A 21,646-nucleotide genomic window follows, 5' to 3' on the forward strand; every position below is an offset into this window, starting at 1 on the left:
TGTTGTCGTCCGGACTCAGGCGGTTCTTCCGGCCGCGAGGGACTCCAGCTGGAGCAGGTAGAGGGCCAGCGGCTGGAGTCGGCTGACCCGCTGCGGTGCCCTCGGGCCGCGGCCCGCGGCCAGGAGCCGTTGCAGGATCCGGTCGCGGCTGTGCCACCAGTCCCGTTCGCTGTGCAGGGTGTGGCCGAGCAGCCGGGTGAGGTACGCCAGCCGGTGCCCGACCAGGACGAGCCCGTGCCGTTGCGGAACGGCCGAGGCGAAGCCCAGTCCGGCGTGTTCCGGGAACGCCCTGTGCAGCGCCTGGTCGTGGAAGGTGCCGTCGATCTGGAAGCGGTGCGGCACCGAGGCGAGGTGGTCGACGAGTGCGTGGTCGAGGTAGGGGGTGTGGATCACCGCGTGGTCGTCGCCCAGCGTGAAAGGGGCGAGGGCGATGGACCGCCGGGTCCGGTTCCAGAAGAAGAACGAGCCGAGCGGGAAGGCGGCGTCGGCGTGCCGGGCCAGTTCGCGCACGAGCCGGTCGCGGGCCCGTTCCCGGCTCCACAGCACGCGGGTCCGGGGTCCCAGGAGGTGCTCGACGTGCGCTCCGGTGCGGCCGGCGGCCAGCAGCCGGTCCGCGAGCCCCGGCAGGTCCGTCACGTCGTACGGGTTCTTCCTGATCAGCGTGATGCTGGGGTTCTGCGCGAGCTCGCCACCGCCGATCCCGTCGTACCAGAGGCCGCTGTGGCGGCGCAGGAAGGCCAGCAGGGACAGCGTCCAGGCGCCGTCCAGGGTGCCCATGCCCTGTGCCGGGTTGGCGGTGTGTTCGGCGCGGAACTGCGAGCGCGGCCGGGCGACGGTGCGGTGGGGCAGGCCGAGGCGTTCGGCGAGGTGGGCGGCGACGCGGGCGTCGGCACCCGGGTCGGGCGGGAACTTCGCGCCGCTGACGCACAGCCGCGGCGTGGCGCCCTGGCGGCAGAGCTCCAGCAGGATGTGCCGGGAGTCCCGGCCACCGCTGAGCGGCAGGACGTACGGTTCCGCGGGCAGCCGACGGGCAACGGCGGCGCGGAACAACTCGACGAAGCCGTCCACGGCGTCGGCCTGTGTGAGGGCCGCGGGACCCGGCACGGGGAGTGCGGGCGAACGGATCAGGGGCCCGTCGCGGGTCCAGGTCAGTGTGGCGGCGGGGGGCAGCGCACGGATCGCGGTGAAGGCGGTGTCCTCGGCGAGGAAGAAGCCCAGCCGGATGAAGACGGCCAGCGCGTCGTCGTCGAGTTCGGCGCTCTCGCCGGGCAGGAGCAGGGCGAGCGGATCGGGGGACAGGGTCAGGGAGTCGGCGTCGGCGCGGTAGTGGAGCGGGTGCATGCCGTACCGGTCGTTGCGGGCGAGGAGGCGTTCGCCGTCCCACTTCCAGGCGGCGAAGACGCCCTCGGGCGGCGCACCCTCGGCCAGCGGGTCCCCGCCGAGGACGTGCCCGAGCCGTGCCTCCTTGTCGCCCTCGGCCCGGACCCCGTCGGGCGTGGCGACGAGCCGGATGCGGGGCTTCACCGGGCGTCCAGCAGGGGCCGCATGGCGGCCCCGATCCGGCGGGCCACCGCCTCCTGGTCGAGCACGGACTCGGCGAAGCCGATCGCGGCCTTCTTGTGGTCCTCGATCGCCGACGGGTGAGTCAGCCAGTCGTCGACGGTGTGGAACAGGTCGTCGGGCGTCGCGCAGGCCCGGCCGAGCCGGTGTTCGTGGATCAGCCCCGGCACCCACCGCTCCATCGGCAGCCCCGACTCCAGCATGAGCACCGGGATCCCGAAGTAGGCCGCTTCGAGCGTGGTGTTGGGGCCCGCCTTCGAGACGAGCAGTCCGTACGGCGATCTGGACGCGCGGTCGATGTAGTCGAAGTACTCGGCCTGGGTGAGTCGGCTGTGGAAGCGCCAGTGCTTGAGCCGTTCGGCGCCGGCGGCGGCGCGGCGCGCGAGGTCGGGGTCGTCGTAGCCGACGAACACCAGGTCGGTGTCCGGAAGGTGTGCGGCGATGTGGTGCACCAACTCCAGGTAGACGTCTCCGCCGCGGTTGCAGAAGACGATCAGCCGGGGGCGGCCGGAGTCGGCGTCCCCGCCCCAGGGGCCGGCCGACGGAGCGGCCGACTCGCTGGTCATGAAGTCTCGTAGATCGTGCTGGGCGACCAGCGGTCCCACCACCTGCACCCGGTCCGGATCGCCGCCGGTCTGTGCGAGGAGGTGGTCCTTCGCCCAGGCGAAACCCACCAGCGTCAGGTCGGGATGCGGGCTGCGGTGCAGTGGCAGCTGGAGGAGTCCCGGGTTGGTGACATGGCTGACCACCCGGGTGCGCAGTCCCGCCAGCCGTACCGCCGCCACGCACAGCCGTGCCACGAAGCCCTTCGTGCCGACCACGATGTCCGGGGCGGTGGAGCGCAAGTGCTCGGTGAGTGGCGCCAGTTCGGTGATCTGCTCCGAGGTGGGGTCGGTCTCGAACCCGGAGGGGAAACGTTCCTGGAGAGAGGCCATCAGGGCCATGTAGCGCTGGGTGCGGACGGTCGCGTCCGGGCTCTCCAGGGAGATCGTGCGGATCGCGGCACCGGCCTCGCCCAGCCAGTTCAGGATCGGTTCCGCTTCCAGCAGTGTCACTTCCGCGTCGACGGCGCCGCGCAGCACCCGGGAGAACCGGGTGGCGGCGAGGTAGTTGCCGAACTCCCCCCAGGTCCGGGGGGACAGCACCTGTATGTGCGGACGGTCAGGGCGCACGGTGGGGCTCCTCGGTGAGATCGAGGCATGCAGGGGACGGGGTGTGCGTGGGGAGCGCCTGGTACCAGAGCTGGTACGTCAGGAGCGCCCACAGCTTGCGTGAGGTGTCGCGGCGGCCGCTGAGGTGGTCGTCGGTCAGCAGCCGTACGGCACGGGCGTCGAACAGCCCGCCGCGGTCCAGCGCGGACGAGGAGAGCGTGTCCAGCAGCAGCGGGCGCAACTCGTGGCGCAGCAAGGCGGCCAGCGGGGCGCGGAACCCGAGCTTGGTGCGCCGCACGATGTCGGTCGGCAGCCAGTCGGCGGCGACCCGGCGCAACAGGTACTTGCCGGTGAAGCGGCGCAGTTTCAGCGAGGTGGGGAGCGCGTTGCCGTACTCGACGAGGTCCAGGTCGAGGAAGGGAGAGCGCAGTTCGAGGGCGCTGCGCATGCCGCCGCGGTCGGTCTTGGTGAGGATCACATCGCGCAGGAAGTGGGCGACGACGGCGAGTTGGCTGCGCTGCACGCCCGTCAGGCCGGGCTGGCCGTCCAGGAGCCTGGAGACCTCGGCGAAGGGGTCGTGCCCGGCCAGGGCCGCATGGGCGTCCGGGCGCAGCAGGCCGGGCAGTTCGGCCGGGCCGAAGGGAGCAGTGGACAGGTAGAAGCGGTGCTCGGGTGCCGCGCGCAGCCCGCGCGCCAGCAGCCCGAGGGCCGCGGCGACAGGCAGATTCCCGGACCGCGCGGGCAGCCTGCGTACGAGGGTTCGCACCAGGGCCTCCAGCCGGGGGGCCGGCATCAGCCGCAGCAGCATCTCGATCGCCCGCTCGGCCTGGAAGTACCGGTAGCCGAGGAGCAGTTCGTCGGCGCCGTCCCCGGTGAGCACGCCGCGGACGTGCTGCCGTGCCGTCCGGCAGACGATGCGGGTGGGCAGCAGGGAGGGATCGGCCAGGGGTTCGTCGGCCCGGGCGTACTCCGACTCCACCACGTCGGCGAGTTGGCGTCCGCCGATACGGACGACGTGGTGCTCGGTGCCTAGATGCCGGGCCACCGAGCGGGCGTGGGCGCTCTCGTCGAAGTCGTGCTGTTCGAACCCCGCGCTGAAGGTCAACACGGGCCGTTGCGGGGAGAGCTGCTGGGCGACGGCGGCCACCGCGCTGGAGTCCAGGCCCCCGCTCAGCAGCACACCGAGCCGGCGGTCCGTGCTCGTGACCCGGCGGGCGACCGCGGCCCGGAACAGCTCCTCGAAGCGTGCGGCGGCCTCCCGCACGCCCGGTGTCCGCGTGTCCGTCGCCAACCGGGGCCGCCAGAACTCCACTTCGCGCAGCCGGCCACCCGAGTGCTCCAGGTAGCTGCCGGGGCGGACCTTGTGCACGTCGGTCACGGCCGACCCGGGCGCACAGAACGCCTGGAGCGTCAGATAGCCGGCGAGGGCCCGGACGTCCGGGGTGCGTGGTGCGTCGGGATGGCGCAGCAGCGCGGTGAGTTCGGAGGCGAAGGCGATCCCGCCGGGGACACGTGTGTAGTAGAGCGGCTTCTTGCCCATCGGGTCGCGGGCCAGCACCGTCGTCGCGGTGCGCGCGTCGTGCAGCACGAAGGCGTACATGCCGCGCACCCGCTCCAGCACCTTCATGCCGTGCAGCTCGTACAGCTCCACGAGCACTTCCGTGTCACCGGCCGTGCGCAACCGGACTCCCGCGGCCCGCAGTTCGCGGCGAAGCTCCTCGTGGTTGTAGATCTCCCCGTTGAGGACGAGCGCGGTGGCACCGCTCGCGGAGACGAACGGCTGCCGGCCCCGGTCCGGATCGACGAAGGTCAGGGCACAGTGCGCAAAGGTCATGCCCCGGTGGTGGCACCAGTTGCTGCCGTCGGGGCCGCGGTGCGCCACTGCGGCCAGCATCCGTTCGGCCGTGGCGCGGGCGGCCTCCTGGCCACCGCTGATGTCGCTGAATCCCACGAAGCCGCACATGCCGGCTATGACCGGTGGGTGGGCGCCATCTGGGCCGGTGAGGCGGTTTCGTGCGGTGGGGTCCGGGCGAGCGACTGCCTGGCCCACTCGATCTGTGTGGCCAGCCCGGCGCGCAGATCCGTCCGCGCGGTGAATCCCAGACGCTTCCGCGCCCGCCCGACATCGGCCGTCGTGGCCCGTACGTCGCCGATGCGCGCCGGACCGTACCGCGCGTCGGGCGTCCTGCCGGTCAACTCGCCGGTCAGGGCCAGGACTTCGTTCATCGACGCGAAACGTCCCGTGCCGATGTTGAGGACGCTGCTGCCCTTGTCGGGTGTCGTCGCGGCGAGCGTCAGCGCGTGCACGATGTCCGACACGTGGACGAAGTCGCGGATCTGGGTGCCGTCGCCGTAGACCTCGATCGGCTTGTTCTCCAGGGTGGCGCGGATGACCCGGCCGATGAACATGTCCGGGCGCTGACCGGGGCCGTAGACGGTGAAGAACCGCAGGGCGCTCACCGACAGAGCGGCGTCGCGGCGGGCGGCGAAGGCGAGGGCGAGTCGTTCCGCGGCGAGTTTGGTGACCCCGTAGGGGGACAGCGGGCGAGGGAGGTCGTCCTCGCTCATCGTGCCCTCCGCGCCGCCGTACACGCTCGAGGACGAGGCCATGACCACGCGGGGCACTCCGGCCCGGACACAGGCGTCCATAAGGCGTTGGGTGGCCAATACGTTGCAGTGGAGATAGTCCGGGAATTGCGTCCAGGACGGGCGCACACCCGGCAATGCGGCTAAGTGGAAGACCGTGGCGGCATTATCCAGACAGGCCGACAGATCCGCTGATACAAGGTCGGCGCGGATCGTGTGGAGGGATCCCAGCTCGGCGGTCGGCGGGATTTCACCGGTGGCCCAGCTCGATTTCCTGTCGATGGCCACCACGTTTGTGCCGCTGCGCCGCAATGCCTCGACGAGATGGGATCCGATGAAACCCGCGGCACCGGTGACCACTGCTTTTCCCGCGGTTCTTACCCCGCTGAGCGCGTCAGCCGACATTGAGTATCCCCCTTGGTTCCGTTGGTATCCGGTCGTTCAAGGCGGTGCTCCGTGCTGGTGCTGTCTCCGGGCGTCGACCCAATGCGGGTGCGCGAAATCGGCCGACCTGGACGTACGCGGGTGCCGGCGAAACATGGCCGAGAATGGTAGTACGCACAACGGCGTGCAAGGCGAATTGCCCAGAAGACCCGTGGAGTCTAACAGCGCGATGAATCGGCGGCAACGGCGTCCTGGACGGCGTTAACCCGACATTAAGCGGCGGATCACATTCCGCATGCGGGCGGCCCATTCCCGGCCTCGCCGCAGGACCTCCCTATGGCGAGTTCACCGGCGTACGCGTCATTCCCAACGCCCGGAGCGGACTTTATGCTGAGGCCTTCCGCCGCCCGGCGCTCGGGGAGGAACGCGTTGGCAGGCAGTCCGTTACGGCAGCTCTCCGTGCTGTTCCGCTATCTGCGCGGGGAACGGCCGTCCGTCCTCCTCCTCGCGGTGCTCGTTCCGCTGGGCATCGGGCTCCAACTGGTGGCACCCCAGATGCTGCGCCGGTTCATCGACCACACGCTGTCCCGGAGCCCCTCGGACCTGCTGCTCGCGGTCGCCGCCTGGTACCTGGCGGCGGCGCTCGGGCTGCTCGTGGTGACGATCGGCTGCGACGCCGTGGCCGCGCGGCTCGCCTGGCGCACCACCAACCGGCTGCGCGCCGACCTGGTGGCCCACTGTCTGCGCCGGCCCTCCCGCTTCTACCAGCGGTACCCGCCGGGCGAACTCGTCGACCGCGTCGACGGCGACGTCACCAGACTCGCCGCGGTGATGTCCGCGCTGCTCCTGGAAGTCCTCGCCCAGATGCTGCTGGTCGTCGGAATCCTCGGCGCGCTCTTCCAGCTCGACTGGCGACTGGCCCTGGTCTTCGCGCCGTTCGCCGTGGGAACCCTTCTGCTGCTGCGCCGACTCGTGGGGAAGGCCATGCCCTTCGTCTCCGCCCGGCAGACCGCGTCCGCGGAACTCCTGGGCTTCCTGGAGGAACGTCTCGCCGGCGCCGAGGACCTGAGAACCAACGGAGCCTCCGCCCACACCCTGCGAGCCCTGGAGACCCGGCAGGCCGACCTGTACCGGCGGGCACGCCTCGCGGCACGGGTTTCCGTGCGCTGGCCCGCCACGGTCCAGGGTCTGTCCACCGTCAGCGTGGTCCTCGCCCTGGGCGTCAGCGTATGGCTGCACGGCCGCGGACAGCTCTCCACCGGCACGGCCTTCGCCTCCCTGTCGTACGCCATGCTGCTGCGCCGCCCGCTGCTGGCCGTCACCACCCGCTTCCACGATCTGGAAGGCGCCGCGGTCAGCGTGCAGCGCCTGCAGGAACTGCTGCGCCAGGACGACGACGCCGGGCGCACCGGCACCCGCCACCTGCCCGCAGGGCCCTTGGACGCCCGGCTCGACCGCGTGTCCTTCTGGTACGACCCCGGTGAACCCGTGCTGCGTGACGTCTCGTTCCGACTCCGCCCCGGGGAACGGCTCGGAATCGTCGGCCGTACCGGAAGCGGCAAGTCGACCGTCGTACGGCTGCTGTTCGGACTGCACCACCCGGTGAGCGGCGGCGTCAGCGTCGGCGGCCAGGACGTGGCCGGACTCGACACCCGGGCGCTGCGCAGCCGGGTCGCCCTGGTCACCCAGGAGGTGCAGGTCTTCCACGCCACGCTCCGCGACAACCTCACCTTCTTCGACCACTCCGTCGACGATCGCCGGGTGCGCGACGCGCTGGACGAGGCCGGGCTCACGGACTGGTGGCGCGAACTGCCCGACGGTCTGGACACCGTGCTGGGCACAGGAGCCCGCGGGATGTCCGCGGGGGAGGAGCAACTTCTCGCGCTGGCCCGGGTGTTTCTGCGGGATCCGGCCGTGGTCCTGATGGACGAGCCGACGGCGCGGCTGGACCCGCAGACCGAACGGCTGCTCATGCCCGCGATGGAGCGGCTGCTGGAGGGGCGGACCGCCGTCGTCGTCCAGCACCGGCCGCACGCGTTGCGTCACGTGGACCGCATCCTCGTCCTCGACGCGGGGACGGTGGTCGAGCACGGGGAACAGACCGTGCTCGCTGCCGACCCGACCTCGCGTTTCCACGAACTGCTGCGCGCCGGCTGACGGGGCGGGAGGGTGGCCGACATCGACGCACGGGGCACGTTCCGGCGGCTCGGGGCAGTGCTGCGCGGTTCGGCGGGCGCGTACTGGACGCTGACCGGGCTGTGGGTCCTGCTGAGGGCCGGGACCCTGGCGGTGGGGCTGCTGTTCCAGCGGCTGTTCGACGAGATCGGCGCCGGCGCCGGGGTCTGGCTGCTCATCGCCTGGGTGGCCGCGATCGAAGGGGCGCGGCTGTGCCTGCAGTTCGGCGTGATGATCAACCGGCTGGAGCCGCGGGTCCAGTACGGAACGACGATGCGGATGCGGCGGGAACTGCTGAGTTCCGCCCTGCGCGGCCAGGGAGTCGCGGGCCGGACCACCCCCGGGGAGGGGCTGCGGGTGGTGGGTGAGGACGTCGACGAGACGGGCTTCTTCGTGGCCTGGGCGCCCACCAACCTGGCGCACTGGCTGTTCGTCGCCGCCTCCGTCACCGTCATGATGCGGATCGACGCGATCGTCACGAGTGCGCTGCTGGCGCTGCTGGTCCTGGTCGCCGTGGTCACGGCGGCGATCCACGGCCGCTTCCTCCGCTACCGGCGCGCCACCCGCAGCGCCTCGGCCGAGGTCGCGGGCGCCCTGCGAGAGGCGGTGGGGGCCGTGAAGGCGGTGCAGGCGGCGGCCGCCGAGGACCAGGTGGCGGCGCACATCGACCGGCTGAACGACGCGCGGGCGAAGGCGGCGGTGCGCGAGGAACTGTTCGCAGGCGTGCAGCGGACCGTGATCGGCAACGCGGCCCCACTCGGTATCGGCGTCGTACTGCTGCTGACGGCGGGCCGGGCACACAGCGGGACGTTCAGTGTCGGGGACCTGGCCCTGTTCACCTTCTATCTGCAGATCCTCGCCGAGGCGCTGGCCTCGATCGGGATCCTCTCGGTGCGACTGCAGCGGGTCTCCGTGGCGCTGGGCCGGATCGCGGACTTCCTCGGAGGACGGTCCCGGACGCCGGCCGAGGAACCGGCGCCCTTGCCCGAACGGGTGCCCGCGCTCCGGGAGTTGACGGTCCGCGGGCTGACCGCTCGGCATCCCGGCTCGGAGCGCGGTGTCGAGGACGTCGACCTGACCGTCGTACGCCATTCCGTCACCGTGGTCACCGGCGGTGTCGGCTCGGGCAAATCGACGCTGATACGGGCCGTCCTGGGCCTGTTGCCGCACGAGCGGGGCGCCGTCCTGTGGAACGGGGAACCGATCCTCGACCCCGCGGCATTCCTGGTGCCTCCGCGCTGCGGCTACACCTCCCAGGACCCGCGCCTGTTCAGCGGATCGCTGCGGGACAACGTCCTGCTGGGCCTCGGCGACGACGACGGGAGGATCTTCGAGGACATCGCGCACACCGCGGTCCTGGCCCCCGACGTGGCGGCCATGCAGAACGGTGCCGACACCGTCGTGGGCCCGCGGGGCCTCAGGCTGTCCGGCGGCCAGCTCCAGCGGACGGCGATCGCGCGGATGCTGGCCCGACGCCCTGAACTCCTGGTCCTGGACGACGTCTCCAGCGCCCTGGACCCCGCGACCGAGCAACTCCTGTGGAGCCGGCTGCTGGACGGCTCGGTCACCGTCCTCGCTGTGTCGCACCGGCCCGCGCTGCTGCGCGCCGCGGCCCGCGTGGTGGTCCTGAAGGACGGGCGCGTGGACGCGGCGGGGACCTGGGAGGAGGTGCTGGCCGAGTCCGCGGAGATGCGGCGCATCTCGTCGCAGTCGGACTAGGCGTGCCGACCGTCACCAACGTCCCCGGACAACACACCTCGCCCGGTCCCGCGGATCACGCGGGCATCGCGGCTTGCGGCACGCCTAGGGCGCCGCCGTCACCGCGGCGTCTCCGCGCGACGCGCCGAGTTCGGTCCAGATCCCGTCCAGCGCGTCGACGAACCGGCGGACGTCGGCCGCCTCGTGAACGGCGGAGGGTGCGACCCGGAGGATCTCCTCGCCCATCGGCACGCTCGGCGCGTTGATGGCCTGCACATAGGCGCCGTGCCGCTCCAGCAGCAGCGCGGACATCGTCTTGCAGAGACGGTCCTCGCCGACCAGGACCGACACGATGTGCGTCTGATCGGACAGGAAGGGGATGCCCCTGTCCCGCAACAGGCCATGCATCAGAGTCGCGTTGGCCGTGAGCCGCTCGCGTTCCCGCTCGGAGCCGCGCAGATGCCGTACGGCGGCGAGCGCGCCGGCCGCCACCGCGGGCGGCAGCGCCGTGGTGAAGATGAACGACCGGGCGAAGGCCCGGACCGCGTCCATCAGGACGGCGGGCCCGGCGACATAGCCGCCGGTCATCCCGAAGCCCTTGGCCAGCGTCCCCATGACCACGGTGAACGCGGGGGCGAGGCCCTCCTGCGCGGCGATGCCGGCACCCTCGGGGCCGTACATGCCGACGGCGTGCACCTCGTCCACGAACGTCACCGCCCCATACCGCTTGGCGATGTCGGCGATCTCCGCGAGTGGCGCGATATCGCCGCGCATCGAGTGCACGGACTCCGTAACGATGAGTTTTGGCCGCTGCGGATCCACACCGGACAGAAGTTTCTCGAGATGCGCGCAGTCGTTGTGCCGGTAGATGAACTTCTCGGCTCCGCTGTGCCGCAAACCGTCGATGATCGACGCGTGGTTCAACTGGTCGGAGAACACGGCACAGTCGTCGATGCGGCCGGCGAGCACGGAGAGCGCGCCCTCGTTGGCTGAATACCCGGAGGTGAACAACACCGCGTCCTGCTTTCCGTGCAGCGCGGCGAGTTCTGCCTCCAATGCGACGTGATAGTGGTTCGTCCCGCCTATGTTGCGCGAACCGCCGGAGCCGGCCCCGCATTCGTCGACGGCGAACTTCATCGCCGCCAGAACGTCCGGGTGCTGTCCCATACCTAAGTAGTCGTTGCTGCACCAGATCGAGATCTCGCCATGGTGTGCCGTACCGGCCGCCGGGAAGCGCCCCGCGATACGGCCGAGCTCCAGAAACTCCCTTTTCCGCTCGGATGTCTCCTGCCCAAGGCGTGCGAAGAAATCCATGTACTCGGACATGTCTCATACTCGCTCTCTGTCGCTTTCCCTCCGGCGCGCCTCATCGTAGGATGCCGTGCGGTCCCTGCAAAGTGCGCCTTCGCGTGAAAGCGGAGTATCAATGACCGAATGTGAAATCTCCCTCCCACGGATTCACAAGGATTCTTCCAGCCGTTCCGGAATGCGCGGACCGCGCCGGTGAGGGGCGGTGCCACGCTCTCCGCGGCGGATGTGCTTGCGGACTCAGCGACACGCTGCCCAGACCACACGGCGCTGGTGGCCGGCCGCCGGCGCATCTCGTACGGCGACCTCTGGCTGACCGCACGCCGATACGCGGCGGTGCTGCGCGAACGGGGCATCGGCCCCGGCGACCGGGTCGCGCTGCTGCTGTCCAACACGCCGGCCTTCCCGGCGGCGTACTTCGGCGTTCTCGCTGCCGGCGCGACCGTCGTACCGGTGAACGCGCTGCTGAAGACGGAGGAGATCGAGTACATCCTCCGGCACTCGGAGGGCCGGGCCCTGCTGTGCGCAGGGTCGCTCCTCGGGGAGGGGGAGCGGGCGGCGAAGCGCGCGGAGGTGCCGCTCCTGACGGTGGAGACGGACGACGACGGCACCGGGACGGCGCTGGACAGGCTCGCGGCTCGGGCCGTGCCGGTCGAGACCCCCGTGCCCTGCGCGCCGGACGACATCGCGCTGATCCTCTACACCTCGGGTACCACTGGCCGCCCCAAGGGTGTCATGCTCAGCCACCTGAATCTGGTCCTGAACATCGACACGACGATGCTCTCGCCCTTCGACATGCGCCCCGACGACGTCCTGTTGGGCTGCCTGCCCCTGTTCCACACCTTCGGCCAGGTCTGCGGCATGGGGACGTGCTTCCGCGCCGGCGCGACCCTTGTCCTGATGCCCCGCTTCACACCGGACGGGGCCCTTGACCTGATGGTGCGCGAGCGCTGCACGGTCCTCATGGGCGTGCCGACGATGTACATCACGCTGCTGGAGGCCGCCGCCCGGGACACCCGCCGTCCGCCGCTCGCCCGGGCGTACTCCGGGGGCTCGGCGCTGCCGGTCCGGGTGCTCCAGGACTTCGAGACGACCTTCGGCTGCCCCGTCTACGAGGGCTATGGCCTGACCGAGACCTCCCCGTGCGTCGCCTACAACCAGAGTGCCTGGCCCCGTCGGCCGGGCACCGTGGGCAAGCCGATCCGGGGAGTGGAGGCCGAGATAGCCAGGGCTGGTACCGAGGACAGGATCGTGCTGCTCCCGCCGGGCGAGGTCGGCGAGATCGTGGTCCGCGGACACAACGTCATGAGCGGTTACCTCGACGACCCCGCGGCCACCGAGGCCGCGCTCGTGGACGGCTGGTTCCGCTCGGGTGACCTCGGAGTCAAGGACCCCGAGGGCTATCTGACGATCGTCGACCGCAAGAAGGACATGATCGTGCGCGGTGGGTACAACGTGTACCCGCGCGAGGTCGAGGAGATCCTGTCCCGCCACCCGTCCGTGGCCCAGGCCGCGGTGATCGGCCTCCCGGACGCGCGCTACGGCCAGGAGATCTGCGCGGTGATCGTCCCTCGCCCCGGCGCCCCCACGGTCGAGTCTCTCGCGGAGGACATCATCGCCTGGACCCGTCGGCGCATAGCCTCCTACAAGTACCCGCGCCGCGTGGAGTTCGCCGCCACTCTCCCCCTGGGCCCGAGCGGGAAGGTGCTCAGACGGGAACTCGTTGCTCTGCTCGGAGCGGGAACGGGCGACATCTAGCTACGGGAGACGGTGACTTGCCGCCGGGCTCGTCGAGGCGGACGGTCCCGGAACGTACGCCATCGAGTCGTCAGGGCGCGAACGTGTCCGTGAGGCGGATGTCGTAGCCGTCCTCTTCCATCAGGACGACGGTCACGCCGAAGGGGGAGGGGTGGTTCATCTCCAGCGGGGTGAAGGAGAAGTCGACGGCCGCCCGGATCGGCGGGACCAGCTCGGCGCCCGGCTGCGGCTCGGGCGCGGGAAGCCAGCGGGGCGCGGGCGACGACTCGCCCTCGGGGGACTGGGACGAAGACTGTTCGGCGTAGGGGAGCTGATGGAGCACGTGGCCGCCGTCCTTCGTGGCGTGCACCATGTTCAGACAGGGTGCCGGGCCCGTGACCGGCAGCTGACAGGCGGTGGCGACGTCGTGGGTCTCCCAGACGAGGACGACTTCGTCGGCGCCGGCCGCCGCGGCGATGTTGGAAAGCTGGGCGATACCGGTCTGCGCGTCCCGGCCGGCGCTGGTGGGGCGCACCCGGATCAGACCGACGAGCTCGCCCCGCACCAACGGCATGATGACCGGGCGGGGCACCGCCCCTTCGCCGAGACCCGCGGTGTACGCGTTCTTCATCGACTCGACCAGCGTGTCCCAGATCTGCGTGTCCACGAACTTCCCCTTACCAACGACCTGTTCACGAGCACGCCGACCCTGTCACGGCAGCCGCTCCGCCGCCAGCGGCCGTGGACAGGGCCGTCGGGGCGGCTGTGTCACCGCCGTGTGGCGGCCACACCGCAGACAGGGGAAAGCCCCGACTGGACGGGGGAGACCAGCCGGGGCCGTAGGCCGTGGCGTGCGGAGGGCGGTCGCCTCTCGGCGGGGTGCTCCATGGGGCTTCAGCCGAACGATCTTCCCCATGGGCTTGAGGTGAGGCCCGGGGACACTGTCCCCTCCGCAGCCACATACAGATGAACGGCCGACCGTCCCCGCTTGTTCCGTGAGGGAGGCCGGGCGCCTTGTGAGTTGGGGCACTCAAGGGCGCGCCGGTCCCGGCGCGCGCCTCACCGGCGGCGCATCCGCCCGGGCACTCAGGGTGTGTCCCGCGTTTCCGTCGGCGCGGCCAGGCCGGACCGGTGCATCACCTGATCCACGGTTTCGGCGAGCGAGTTGCCTGCGGGAATCACGGTCTCGGCGCCGTCCGGCAGGAGGTCCAACGGCCGGTACCAGTCGCGCAGTTCGCTCTCGCCGACCGTGTGGGCGATCGGTTTGGTGGCGTGCCGGGAGAGGGTCTCCTCGAAGGGGACGTCCAGGTAGAAGCAGTGCGTGCGGTTCGGGTGGTCGGCCAGGAGCCGCGCCAGCATCTCGCCGTAGTGCGCGACGTACAGGATGCCTTCCAGCACGGTGTGGAAGCCGTGTTCCAGGGCATGCCGGACGGTCAGTTCGATCAGGCCGATGTTCGCGCCGCCGGGGATGTCGCGCTCGCGCAGCACATCGCGGCGGAGGGTGTCCTGGCTCACCACGGCGAGACCCCGCCCGTATCGTTCGCGCAACCCGGCGGCCACCGAACTCTTGCCGCTCGCGCTGTTGCCGCGCAGCACCACCAGTTGCGTGGGGGAGGAGAGCGTCGTCACCGGGGTCACCCTACTGATGTCGCGCTCGCTCACCGGCGAAGCATCTCCGCTCGCAGCACGAGCAGAGCGACCCGTCCAAGCGACCGTCCAAATGCGCTTGTCCGTCGTCGCGGCAGCGCACTACCTTGCCGGGGTGGATCTCTTCTCACGCTCGTGGACGGCGTTGCGCGAGGCGGTCGCCGAACTGTCGGACGAGGACCTCACCCGGCCGTCCGGCTGTACCGGATGGCTCGTACGTGACCTGGTGTGCCACCTGGTCATCGACGCACAGGACGTCCTGATCACCCTCGTGACCCCCGCCGAAGGGGAGCCGACCCGCGACGCGGTGACGTACTGGGACATCTCCGAAACGCCGCCGACCGGGGACGACCCGCTCGACGCGCTGACCGTCCGGCTGGCTGCCGCGTACGGGGAGCCATGGCTGCTCAAGTTCCACCTGGACGACGTCGGTTCGGCCGCCGGCCGTGCCGCCGAACTCGCCGACCCGGGGCTGCGGGTGGGCACCCGCGGCCAGATCCTCACCACGGGCGACTACCTCTCCGCGTACGTCCTTGAGTGGACACTGCACCACCTCGACCTGATCGCACACCTCCAAGGCGCGGCGGAACCGCCCGCGGAGGGGCTCGCCCGGTCCCGCGAGATGCTGGAGAAGATCGCCGGGTCCGCGTTCCCCGCGTCGTTCTCCGACAGGGACGCCCTGCTGGTCGGCACCGGACGGCGTGCCCCGACCGACGCGGAGACCACCGAACTGGGCGAACTGGCCGCGAAACTCCCGCTCGTCCTCGGCTGATCGTGTTCCACGAGATCCGTGAATTCCATTCAATCGCCGTGACCCGCACAAACGATAGTGCGATCCTCGCGACTGCTTGCACAATCCTCTTCCACCTGGGAGCAAGAGGACCGGCCGTGTGCTGCAATTGAGGCATGTACCTCGACGAGCTCCGCGCCCTCCTCGACCGGCACGCGCGGCCGGACTGGACCACCGCCATCGACGGTGTACTGATCTCGAAGGTCGACCGCTCGGATCCGCCGTCCCAGTCGATGTCCGGCACGGTGCTGGCGGTCATCGCCCAGGGCGCGAAACGCCTCGCGCTGGGCGAGCGGGTCTACGAGTACGGCGCCGGGCAGTACCTCGTCACCTCGGTCGACCTGCCGGTCACCGGGCACTTCACCGAGGCCACTCGGGAGCACCCGGCGCTGGGGTTCGGGCTCGCGCTGGAGCCGTCCGCCGTCGCGGGGTTGCTGTTGCAGGCGGGGGCGGGAGACTTCCCCCGCTCGGGCGGCAGCGCGCCGCAGGGCATCGCCGTCAGTGACGCTCCCGATGTGCTGCTCGACGCCGTGGTCAGGCTGTTGCGCCTGCTCGACGAGCCACGCGACCGGGCGGTGCTCGCGCCGCTCGTGAAACGCGAGATCCTGTGGCGCCTGATCACCGGCGAACAGGGCGGCATCGTGCGCCAGTTGGGCCTGGCCGACAGCAGCCTCAGCCACATCGCGCGGGCGGTGCGGTGGATCCGCGAGCACTACGCCCAGCCGTTCAAGGTCGAGGACGTGGCGCAGCTGTCCGGCATGAGCGTCTCCGCCTTCTACCGCAACTTCCAGACGGTGACCGCGATGAGCCCGATCCAGTTCCAGAAGCAGATCCGGCTGCAGGAGGCCCGACTGCTCCTGGCCACCCACCCCAACGACGTCACAGGGGTCGGCCAGCGCGTCGGCTACGACAACCCGTCGCAGTTCAGCCGGGAATACCGCCGCCAGTTCGGCGCACCACCGAGCCGGGACGCGGCCGGCCTGCGCCGCTCCGTACGTACGCCTGCGGCCGCCCTGCCCTGATGGGGCGCAACCCAATAGAAGAGGATTGTGCAAGGAGGCGGGAGAATTGTTCTTCTTTCTTCCCGTTTCGGAGTGCTTCCATGAATGAGTCGGATTTCCCCAATGGATTCCCCAACGGATTCCACAACTGATTCCTCAGGGGATTCCCTGTCGGAATCCCCGGTGGGGAAATTCAGATCCGCTCATGTGCAGGAGGCACGTCATGAAGGTCGCCATTGTCACCGGTGCCAGTTCCGGTATCGGTCGGAGCGCGGCAATACAGATCGCCAAGCGGGGGGTCGGAGTGATCCTGACCTTCAGCGGCAACAGGCAAGGAGGCCTGGACACCGTGGCGGCGATCGAGAAGGAGGGCGGTACGGCTGTCGCGCTGCCGCTGGACGTCGGTGAGAGCGGCAGCTTCCCGGCCTTCCGCACCTCCGTGGTCGACGTGCTGCGCGACACCTGGGGGCGCGACAGCTTCGACTACCTCGTCAACAACGCCGGCTTCGGACAGATGGCGATGTTCGAGGACACCACCGAGGAGCTCTTCGACCGGTTCATGCGGGTCCTGCTCAAGGGCCCGTACTTCCTGACCCAGACGCTGCTGCCGTTGATGGCCGACGGCGGGGCCGTCGTCAACACGACCAGCAACGCCGGGATGGCCTCCGGTCTGGAGCCCGGCTACTCGGCGTACGCGTCGATGAAGGGCGGCCTGATCGTCCTGACCCGCTACATGGCCAAGGAGTTCAGCGTGCGGGGGATCCGAGTCAACGCGGTCGCACCGGGTGCCACCCGCACCCGGATCTCCGACGACGCGTTTGACCGGTTCCCCGAGGTGATCCCGGCCCTCGCGGCGAAGACGGCATTCGGCAGGGTCGGCGAGCCCGACGACATCGGCCCGGTGATCGCCTCCCTGCTCTCCGAGGAGAGCCGTTGGATCACCGCGCAGAACATCGAGGCGTCCGGCGGCTTCAACCTCTAGTGCACGCCACCGATCCTCTCTGTCGGCCGCACCACGCGACGGTCGAGGACCTGTCCGGACTGCCGCCGCACACCATCTCCGTCAACGAACTCGACCCGCTCTGAATGTGCCGTCACGGGTACGGCCACCGCGTGATCATCGGGGGTCGGGTGGACTCCTGAAGGTCGTGCGGTGGCCGCGGGCCAGGGAGGCAGGACCCGGAGCTCCGTGCCGCCCTGGAGGCGCGTGGCCCCACCCGCCCTCCCCCTTCCGCAGCCCCGATCGGCACCCCGCCTCGACCACCGGCCGGAAGTCACCTGTGGACACGCCTGTCCCATTGATGGGGTGGCGTCTCACGGCTTCGATGGCCCTTTGCCGGGCGGCGCTCGGCCACCGGCATGGCTGGCTAGGGGGTTGGGGAGCGTGCAGCACTCCAGAAGAGTCAGACACCGCGGAAGCGGTTCCAGAGTGAGGTTGAGCGGGTTATCAGGTGCGGCGGCGCTGTTCGGGGTCGCCGCACTCGTCGTCTCGGCGGTTCCTGCCGACGCGGCGACAGCGGGGGCACCGCAACCGCCGAGCCCGGGGGAGGTGATCCCGGGCCAGGAGACGCGGACACCGGCGCTCGTACGGGACATCCGGGAGCAGGCGCCGTCGACCGGCAGCGCGGCGGGCGCGGCCCGCACCTACCTCGACGACAAGCGCAGCAGGTACCGCATCGCGGACGCGCAGCGCGATCTCGTACCCGCCGGGACCACCGGCGTGGGCGGCCAGGAGACGGTCCGGCTCCAGCAGAGGCACCGGGGCGTGCCCGTCCTGGGCGGCCAGTACGTCGTCCGTATGGAGAAGAAGGACGGGGAGCGGGTCGTCACCGGCACCTCGGGCAAGTACTTCACCAAACTGCGCACCGCCACGACGCCCGAGGTCGGCGAGGAACTCGCCGTCGAGCGGGCCGTCGACGCCGTCCTCGCCGAGCTCAACGAAAGGCACTTCGCCGCGAAGCCGCCGCGTGAGGGCGACGAGGACGAGTCCCCGATCATCGGTACCGCCCGCGGGCTCGTCGTCCTGCCCACCGGGGCGGGCGTCCTCACCCAGCGGGTCACCGTGCGCGGCACCGACCCGGCGAGCGGTGAACCCGTACAGCGTGAGGTCTACATCGACGCCCGCGCCGGATATCCGGTTCTCCAGTACAGCGGTATCAAGACGTTCGGCGCCCCCGGCCCGGCAGCCGGGAAGCCGGCGGCGGGCACCGCGTCGAAGCGGGTTCGGGCCGCGGAGAAGGGATCCGGCGTCCGGCTCGACGGCACGACCGTCGCCCTCGACGTGGAACTCGACGAGGCGCGCGGCGAGTACGTGCTGCGCGACCGCAGCCGAATACCCGGCGACGACTTCGCCGACAACGTCCTGTCCACCTGGGACGCGCGCGGCAAGTGGGCCAGTGACGTGGGCGGGCAATGGCCCGACGGCATCCAGGAGTTCGGCTCGCCGACCCCCGCGTTCGGCACCGAGGCCACCGAAGCGGGAGCCGTCGACGCGCACTGGGCCGCCGGGCAGGTCTACGACTACTTCAAGAACAAGCACGGCCGGAACAGCCTCGACGGCCGTGGCATGACCATCAACTCCCTGGTGGGCATCACCGATTACGGGCAGCCGTACGTCAACGCCTTCTGGGACGGCCAGAAGATGGTGTACGGCACCGGCGACGCCGAGTACCGCCCGCTCTCCGCGAGCGTGGACGTCGTCGGCCACGAGATGACGCACGGCGTGATCGAACACTCCGCCGACCTCATCTACGCGGGCCAGTCCGGCGCCATGAACGAGGCGATCGCGGACTACTTCGGCAACGCGATCGAGACCGACGTGTACGACATCCCGGTGACGGACCCCGAAGCGGGTCTCCTCGGTGAGCGGCTCTGCCGTACGAAGACTCCCCGGGAGTGCGCGCTGCGCGATCTCAACGACGGGCGGAACACGGCCAAGTCGTTCCTCGGCGTCGGTTTCGCCACCGACAACGGTGGTGTCCACCTCAACTCGACCATCTTCGGCGGGGCACTCTGGGACGCCCGCGAGGACCTGGGCGCCGAGGTCACCGACCGGATCGTCTACAAGGCCCTGACCGAGTACCTCACACCGCTCGACGGCTTCACCGAGGGACGGGCCGCCGTGCTCGCGGCGGCCCAGGACCTCGGCATCCCGGCTGTCGGCCAGAAGGCGCTGCAACGAGCCTTCACCGCCCACGGAATCGTGCCCGGCTGGGAGCCGGCCCTCGGAGTGGACTCCGACCCGCTCCTCGACCGGGTCAACACGACCCGTACGAACCTGGGTGCGGGCGGCGGCTGGTGGGCGGCGTCCAAGTCCAACGAGGAGGGCTCGGAGCCTTACTCGGTATGGGCCGGACGCGCCGACGGCGAGGGACAGCTCAAGCTGATGAGCCCCAACGACGGCCGCTACCACGTCAATCCGGCGACCGACGGCAGGACGGTGGTGTGGCAGGCCCACGGCTCCGACGGCGTCGACATCCTGGCCAGGCCCCTCGCGGGCGGTCCCGTGAAGGTGCTGTGGCACGGCAGGGCCGTGGGCAGCTCGGTGGACGTCGACGGTGACGTCGTGGCCTTCGACTACCAGAACCACGGCGGCCGTCAGGGCGTGGCCTACCTGAGTCTGAAGGACCCGACCGACAAGGTGACGACCGGCGGCGGGACCTACCACCGGGCGTACTCCTCGTCGGCGAGCAACGGCAAGGTCGCCTACCAGGAGCGGATGCGCGTGCGCGCCGAGTACGCGCTGAACACGGTCGTCGTCGATGTCGCGACCGGCGAGAGGAAGGAGATCCAGACGGCCCCGAGCAGCACGAGCCTCGGCCCGACCGCCATCAACGGCTCGTACGTCTTCTGGCTCCTCGACGAGGGCACGGCCGAGGGCAGGACGGCCCTGCGCCGCGCCGCGCTCGACGGTTCCGGCGTGGTGGACCTCAGCCCGCAGACCGGGCCCGACGCGCTGAACGCGTACGACGTGACGGTGTCCGAGGACGCGGTGACGGTCGGCACCTACCTCCCCGACACCGAGATCCGCAACGAGTCGGTTCCCAAGCTCTACCAGTTCGCGGCGGCCGGCTCGCCCGAGGACCCCGGCACGCGCAAGGGCCGCGTCTCCTGCAACCGCGGCGAGCAGTCGTCGGCCGCCGCGGTGGTGGGCAGCCAGGTGGTGTGGCTGGACGCGACGACCGGCGTCACCGACGTGGTGATCCGCACCCGCCCGACGGGCCGATGCGGCTGACCGCACTTGGCGCACCGACCGCACTGAGTGACTGACAGCGGGCGGTGGCCTGCCGGGTGACCCACCCCGGCAGGCCACCGCCCGCCCGTGCATCGGCCACCCCCGCGCCGGACCCGTACGGACGGGGAATCGTCCGGCCGATCACCGGGTTGGGGAGTCAGTAGCCGAGATCCTCAAGGAGCCGACATGCCCGATGAACCCGCTGTCCGCGGACTCCGCCTGGTGGTCACAGCGGCCGACTACGACGCGGCGCTGCACTTCTACCGCGATGTGCTCGGTCTGGCCGAGCAGGGTGCGTTCGCCTCCGCCGACGGACGGGTCACCATCCTCGATGCGGGCCACGCCACCCTGGAGATCGCCGATCCCAACCACGCGGCCTTCATCGACGAGGTCGAGGTCGGCCGGCGGGTGGCCGGCCACATCCGGGTCGCCTTCGAGGTCGACGACTCCGTCGCCACCACGTCGAAGCTGGCCGCCGGCGGGGCCCGGGTGATCGCCGAGCCGACGCGTACCCCCTGGAACTCGCTGAACTCCCGGCTCGAGGCACCGGCTGATCTTCAGCTGACGCTCTTCACGGAACTCGGCGACCAGGCCGAGGCCGGGCGCGACGCATAGGGGGCGTACGGGGCCCGCTTCTGCCGGGAATACGGCTGCGGGGGCCTCTGTTGTACAGCACAGAATGACATGCCTTCGTCAAGACGAGGAGGCAGAGGACGCCGTCACCTCTCGGTGGACGGCTGTGAGGAAGGAAAGCCCATGAGAGTCGGCATTCACCCCGTTTCCCGCCCGGTCGTCTACCGGGACCGTGCCGCGGACGTCGCGTTCCTCACCCGTTCGACCGCGGACTCGGCGAGGACGATCGAGTGGGAGGACGGCAACACCTACCCCGTGATCGACGTCGAGGTCTCGTCGGCCAGCCACCCGTTCTACACGGGGACCTCGCGGGTCATGGACAGCGCGGGCCGCGTGGAGCGGTTCGAGCGGCGATATGGACGTTCGGCGTAACTGACCCGATGACGCGCGGCCGGCATCCGGGCACGTGGGGCGTCGGCATCCCGGCAGGAGAGGCGTCGGTATCCGAGCAGGAGGAGAGCAGAGCCATGAAGGTGCGCAAGTCGTTGCGCTCACTGAAGTCGATGCCCGGGGCGCAGGTCGTGCGCCGGCGGGGCACGGTGTTCGTGATCAACAAGAAGAATCCGCGCTTCAAGGCCCGCCAGGGCTGACGTACAGCGCGTGCAGCGGGTATCCCCCGCAGGGCGCGTACAGCGTGTGGGCCGCCGGGCCCGGCTTCCTGAGATGAAGCCGGGCCCGGCCTGCTGTGCTCCTCAGCCGCGAGAGGCGCGGGCCGAAGCCGTCCGGCAAGCGGCCGACGCAG

Annotated in this window: 17 protein-coding genes; 10 read left to right on the forward strand and 7 right to left on the reverse strand. The window is 70.6% G+C overall.

Annotated elements, in window-relative coordinates; genetic code table 11:
* Positions 1 to 15 precede the first annotated feature (15 nt).
* Genes ACN20J_RS45875 through ACN20J_RS45890 form a run of 4 tightly spaced genes read right to left on the reverse strand, consistent with a single transcriptional unit; the run spans position 16 to position 5,702 of the window.
* The gene (locus tag ACN20J_RS45875) at positions 16 to 1,524 is read right to left on the reverse strand and encodes an asparagine synthase-related protein (RefSeq protein WP_361913231.1); all 1,509 of its coding nucleotides are present in this window, start codon (positions 1,522 to 1,524) and stop codon (positions 16 to 18) included.
* A complete protein-coding gene (locus ACN20J_RS45880) occupies positions 1,521 to 2,732 on the reverse strand; it encodes a Moenomycin biosynthesis protein MoeGT1 (protein WP_190229953.1) in 1,212 nt (403 codons plus the stop codon). Before ACN20J_RS45880 ends, ACN20J_RS45875 begins: the two co-directional genes overlap by 4 nt.
* Positions 2,722 to 4,674, reverse strand: coding sequence for an asparagine synthase (glutamine-hydrolyzing) (gene asnB / locus ACN20J_RS45885; RefSeq protein ID WP_190229952.1), 1,953 nt, complete (start codon positions 4,672 to 4,674; stop codon positions 2,722 to 2,724). Before asnB ends, ACN20J_RS45880 begins: the two co-directional genes overlap by 11 nt.
* Before the next feature lie 5 nt (positions 4,675 to 4,679).
* Positions 4,680 to 5,702, reverse strand: coding sequence for an NAD-dependent epimerase/dehydratase family protein (locus ACN20J_RS45890; protein ID WP_189843057.1), 1,023 nt, complete (start codon positions 5,700 to 5,702; stop codon positions 4,680 to 4,682).
* Between the two features lie 408 nt (positions 5,703 to 6,110).
* Here ACN20J_RS45890 and ACN20J_RS45895 point away from each other — a divergent pair, with 408 nt between their 5' ends.
* Positions 6,111 to 7,838, forward strand: a complete 1,728-nt coding sequence (locus tag ACN20J_RS45895; protein WP_419668355.1) for an ABC transporter ATP-binding protein — start codon at positions 6,111 to 6,113, stop codon at positions 7,836 to 7,838.
* Between the two features lie 12 nt (positions 7,839 to 7,850).
* On the forward strand, positions 7,851 to 9,575 hold the full coding sequence (locus tag ACN20J_RS45900) for an ATP-binding cassette domain-containing protein (RefSeq protein WP_419668356.1): 1,725 nt from the start codon (positions 7,851 to 7,853) through the stop codon (positions 9,573 to 9,575).
* Positions 9,576 to 9,659: 84 nt separating this feature from the next.
* On the opposite strand, the gene hemA is transcribed toward ACN20J_RS45900, so the two are convergent.
* On the reverse strand, positions 9,660 to 10,880 hold the full coding sequence (gene hemA, locus ACN20J_RS45905; RefSeq protein ID WP_419668357.1) for a 5-aminolevulinate synthase: 1,221 nt from the start codon (positions 10,878 to 10,880) through the stop codon (positions 9,660 to 9,662).
* A gap of 177 nt (positions 10,881 to 11,057) precedes the next feature.
* Here hemA and ACN20J_RS45910 point away from each other — a divergent pair, with 177 nt between their 5' ends.
* Complete coding sequence (locus tag ACN20J_RS45910) at positions 11,058 to 12,620, forward strand: long-chain-fatty-acid--CoA ligase (RefSeq protein ID WP_419668358.1); 1,563 nt, start codon at positions 11,058 to 11,060, stop codon at positions 12,618 to 12,620.
* Positions 12,621 to 12,690: 70 nt separating this feature from the next.
* Here ACN20J_RS45910 and ACN20J_RS45915 read toward each other — a convergent pair whose 3' ends face one another.
* Together ACN20J_RS45915 and ACN20J_RS45920 are read right to left on the reverse strand one after the other, a co-directional pair.
* Positions 12,691 to 13,266 carry a hypothetical protein gene (locus ACN20J_RS45915; RefSeq protein WP_189843053.1) on the reverse strand — a complete coding sequence of 192 codons (576 nt, stop codon included), beginning with the start codon at positions 13,264 to 13,266 and terminating at the stop codon, positions 12,691 to 12,693.
* Positions 13,267 to 13,685: 419 nt separating this feature from the next.
* Positions 13,686 to 14,261, reverse strand: a complete 576-nt coding sequence (locus ACN20J_RS45920) for an AAA family ATPase (protein WP_419668359.1) — start codon at positions 14,259 to 14,261, stop codon at positions 13,686 to 13,688.
* Positions 14,262 to 14,361: 100 nt separating this feature from the next.
* On the opposite strand from ACN20J_RS45920, the gene ACN20J_RS45925 reads away from it, so the two are divergent.
* From ACN20J_RS45925 to ykgO, 7 genes are all read left to right on the forward strand, one after another.
* Complete coding sequence (locus ACN20J_RS45925; RefSeq protein ID WP_189843052.1) at positions 14,362 to 15,018, forward strand: maleylpyruvate isomerase N-terminal domain-containing protein; 657 nt, start codon at positions 14,362 to 14,364, stop codon at positions 15,016 to 15,018.
* A gap of 134 nt (positions 15,019 to 15,152) precedes the next feature.
* Positions 15,153 to 16,058: an AraC family transcriptional regulator gene (locus ACN20J_RS45930; RefSeq protein ID WP_189843051.1), complete on the forward strand. Its 906-nt coding sequence runs from the start codon at positions 15,153 to 15,155 to the stop codon at positions 16,056 to 16,058.
* Between the two features lie 202 nt (positions 16,059 to 16,260).
* Positions 16,261 to 17,019: an SDR family NAD(P)-dependent oxidoreductase gene (locus tag ACN20J_RS45935; RefSeq protein WP_189843050.1), complete on the forward strand. Its 759-nt coding sequence runs from the start codon at positions 16,261 to 16,263 to the stop codon at positions 17,017 to 17,019.
* A gap of 447 nt (positions 17,020 to 17,466) precedes the next feature.
* Positions 17,467 to 20,271, forward strand: coding sequence for a M4 family metallopeptidase (locus ACN20J_RS45940; RefSeq protein ID WP_259333914.1), 2,805 nt, complete (start codon positions 17,467 to 17,469; stop codon positions 20,269 to 20,271).
* 186 nt (positions 20,272 to 20,457) lie between these two features.
* Positions 20,458 to 20,886 carry a VOC family protein gene (locus tag ACN20J_RS45945; RefSeq protein WP_189843048.1) on the forward strand — a complete coding sequence of 143 codons (429 nt, stop codon included), beginning with the start codon at positions 20,458 to 20,460 and terminating at the stop codon, positions 20,884 to 20,886.
* A 141-nt stretch (positions 20,887 to 21,027) separates the two neighbouring features.
* Complete coding sequence (locus ACN20J_RS45950; RefSeq protein WP_189843047.1) at positions 21,028 to 21,276, forward strand: type B 50S ribosomal protein L31; 249 nt, start codon at positions 21,028 to 21,030, stop codon at positions 21,274 to 21,276.
* Positions 21,277 to 21,371: 95 nt separating this feature from the next.
* Entirely contained in the window at positions 21,372 to 21,494 is a 123-nt protein-coding gene (ykgO, locus tag ACN20J_RS45955) for a type B 50S ribosomal protein L36 (RefSeq protein WP_055617363.1), read from the forward strand.
* The last annotated feature ends 152 nt before the right edge of the window (positions 21,495 to 21,646 follow it).

The organism is Streptomyces sp. 2-1 (assembly GCF_048564895.1).
In the GTDB taxonomy this organism is placed as follows: domain Bacteria; phylum Actinomycetota; class Actinomycetes; order Streptomycetales; family Streptomycetaceae; genus Streptomyces; species Streptomyces phaeochromogenes.

Excerpts from the sequence above, each read along its gene's own strand:
- hemA (WP_419668357.1), bottom strand. The coding sequence starts at position 10,880 with ATGTCCGAGTACATGGATTTCTTCGCACGCCTTGGGCAGGAGACATCC.
- ACN20J_RS45930 (WP_189843051.1), top strand. The coding sequence starts at position 15,153 with ATGTACCTCGACGAGCTCCGCGCCCTCCTCGACCGGCACGCGCGGCCG.
- ykgO (WP_055617363.1), top strand. The coding sequence starts at position 21,372 with ATGAAGGTGCGCAAGTCGTTGCGCTCACTGAAGTCGATGCCCGGGGCG.
- asnB (WP_190229952.1), bottom strand. The coding sequence starts at position 4,674 with ATGTGCGGCTTCGTGGGATTCAGCGACATCAGCGGTGGCCAGGAGGCC.
- ACN20J_RS45935 (WP_189843050.1), top strand. The coding sequence starts at position 16,261 with ATGAAGGTCGCCATTGTCACCGGTGCCAGTTCCGGTATCGGTCGGAGC.
- ACN20J_RS45945 (WP_189843048.1), top strand. The coding sequence starts at position 20,458 with ATGCCCGATGAACCCGCTGTCCGCGGACTCCGCCTGGTGGTCACAGCG.
- ACN20J_RS45890 (WP_189843057.1), bottom strand. The coding sequence starts at position 5,702 with ATGTCGGCTGACGCGCTCAGCGGGGTAAGAACCGCGGGAAAAGCAGTG.
- ACN20J_RS45950 (WP_189843047.1), top strand. The coding sequence starts at position 21,028 with ATGAGAGTCGGCATTCACCCCGTTTCCCGCCCGGTCGTCTACCGGGAC.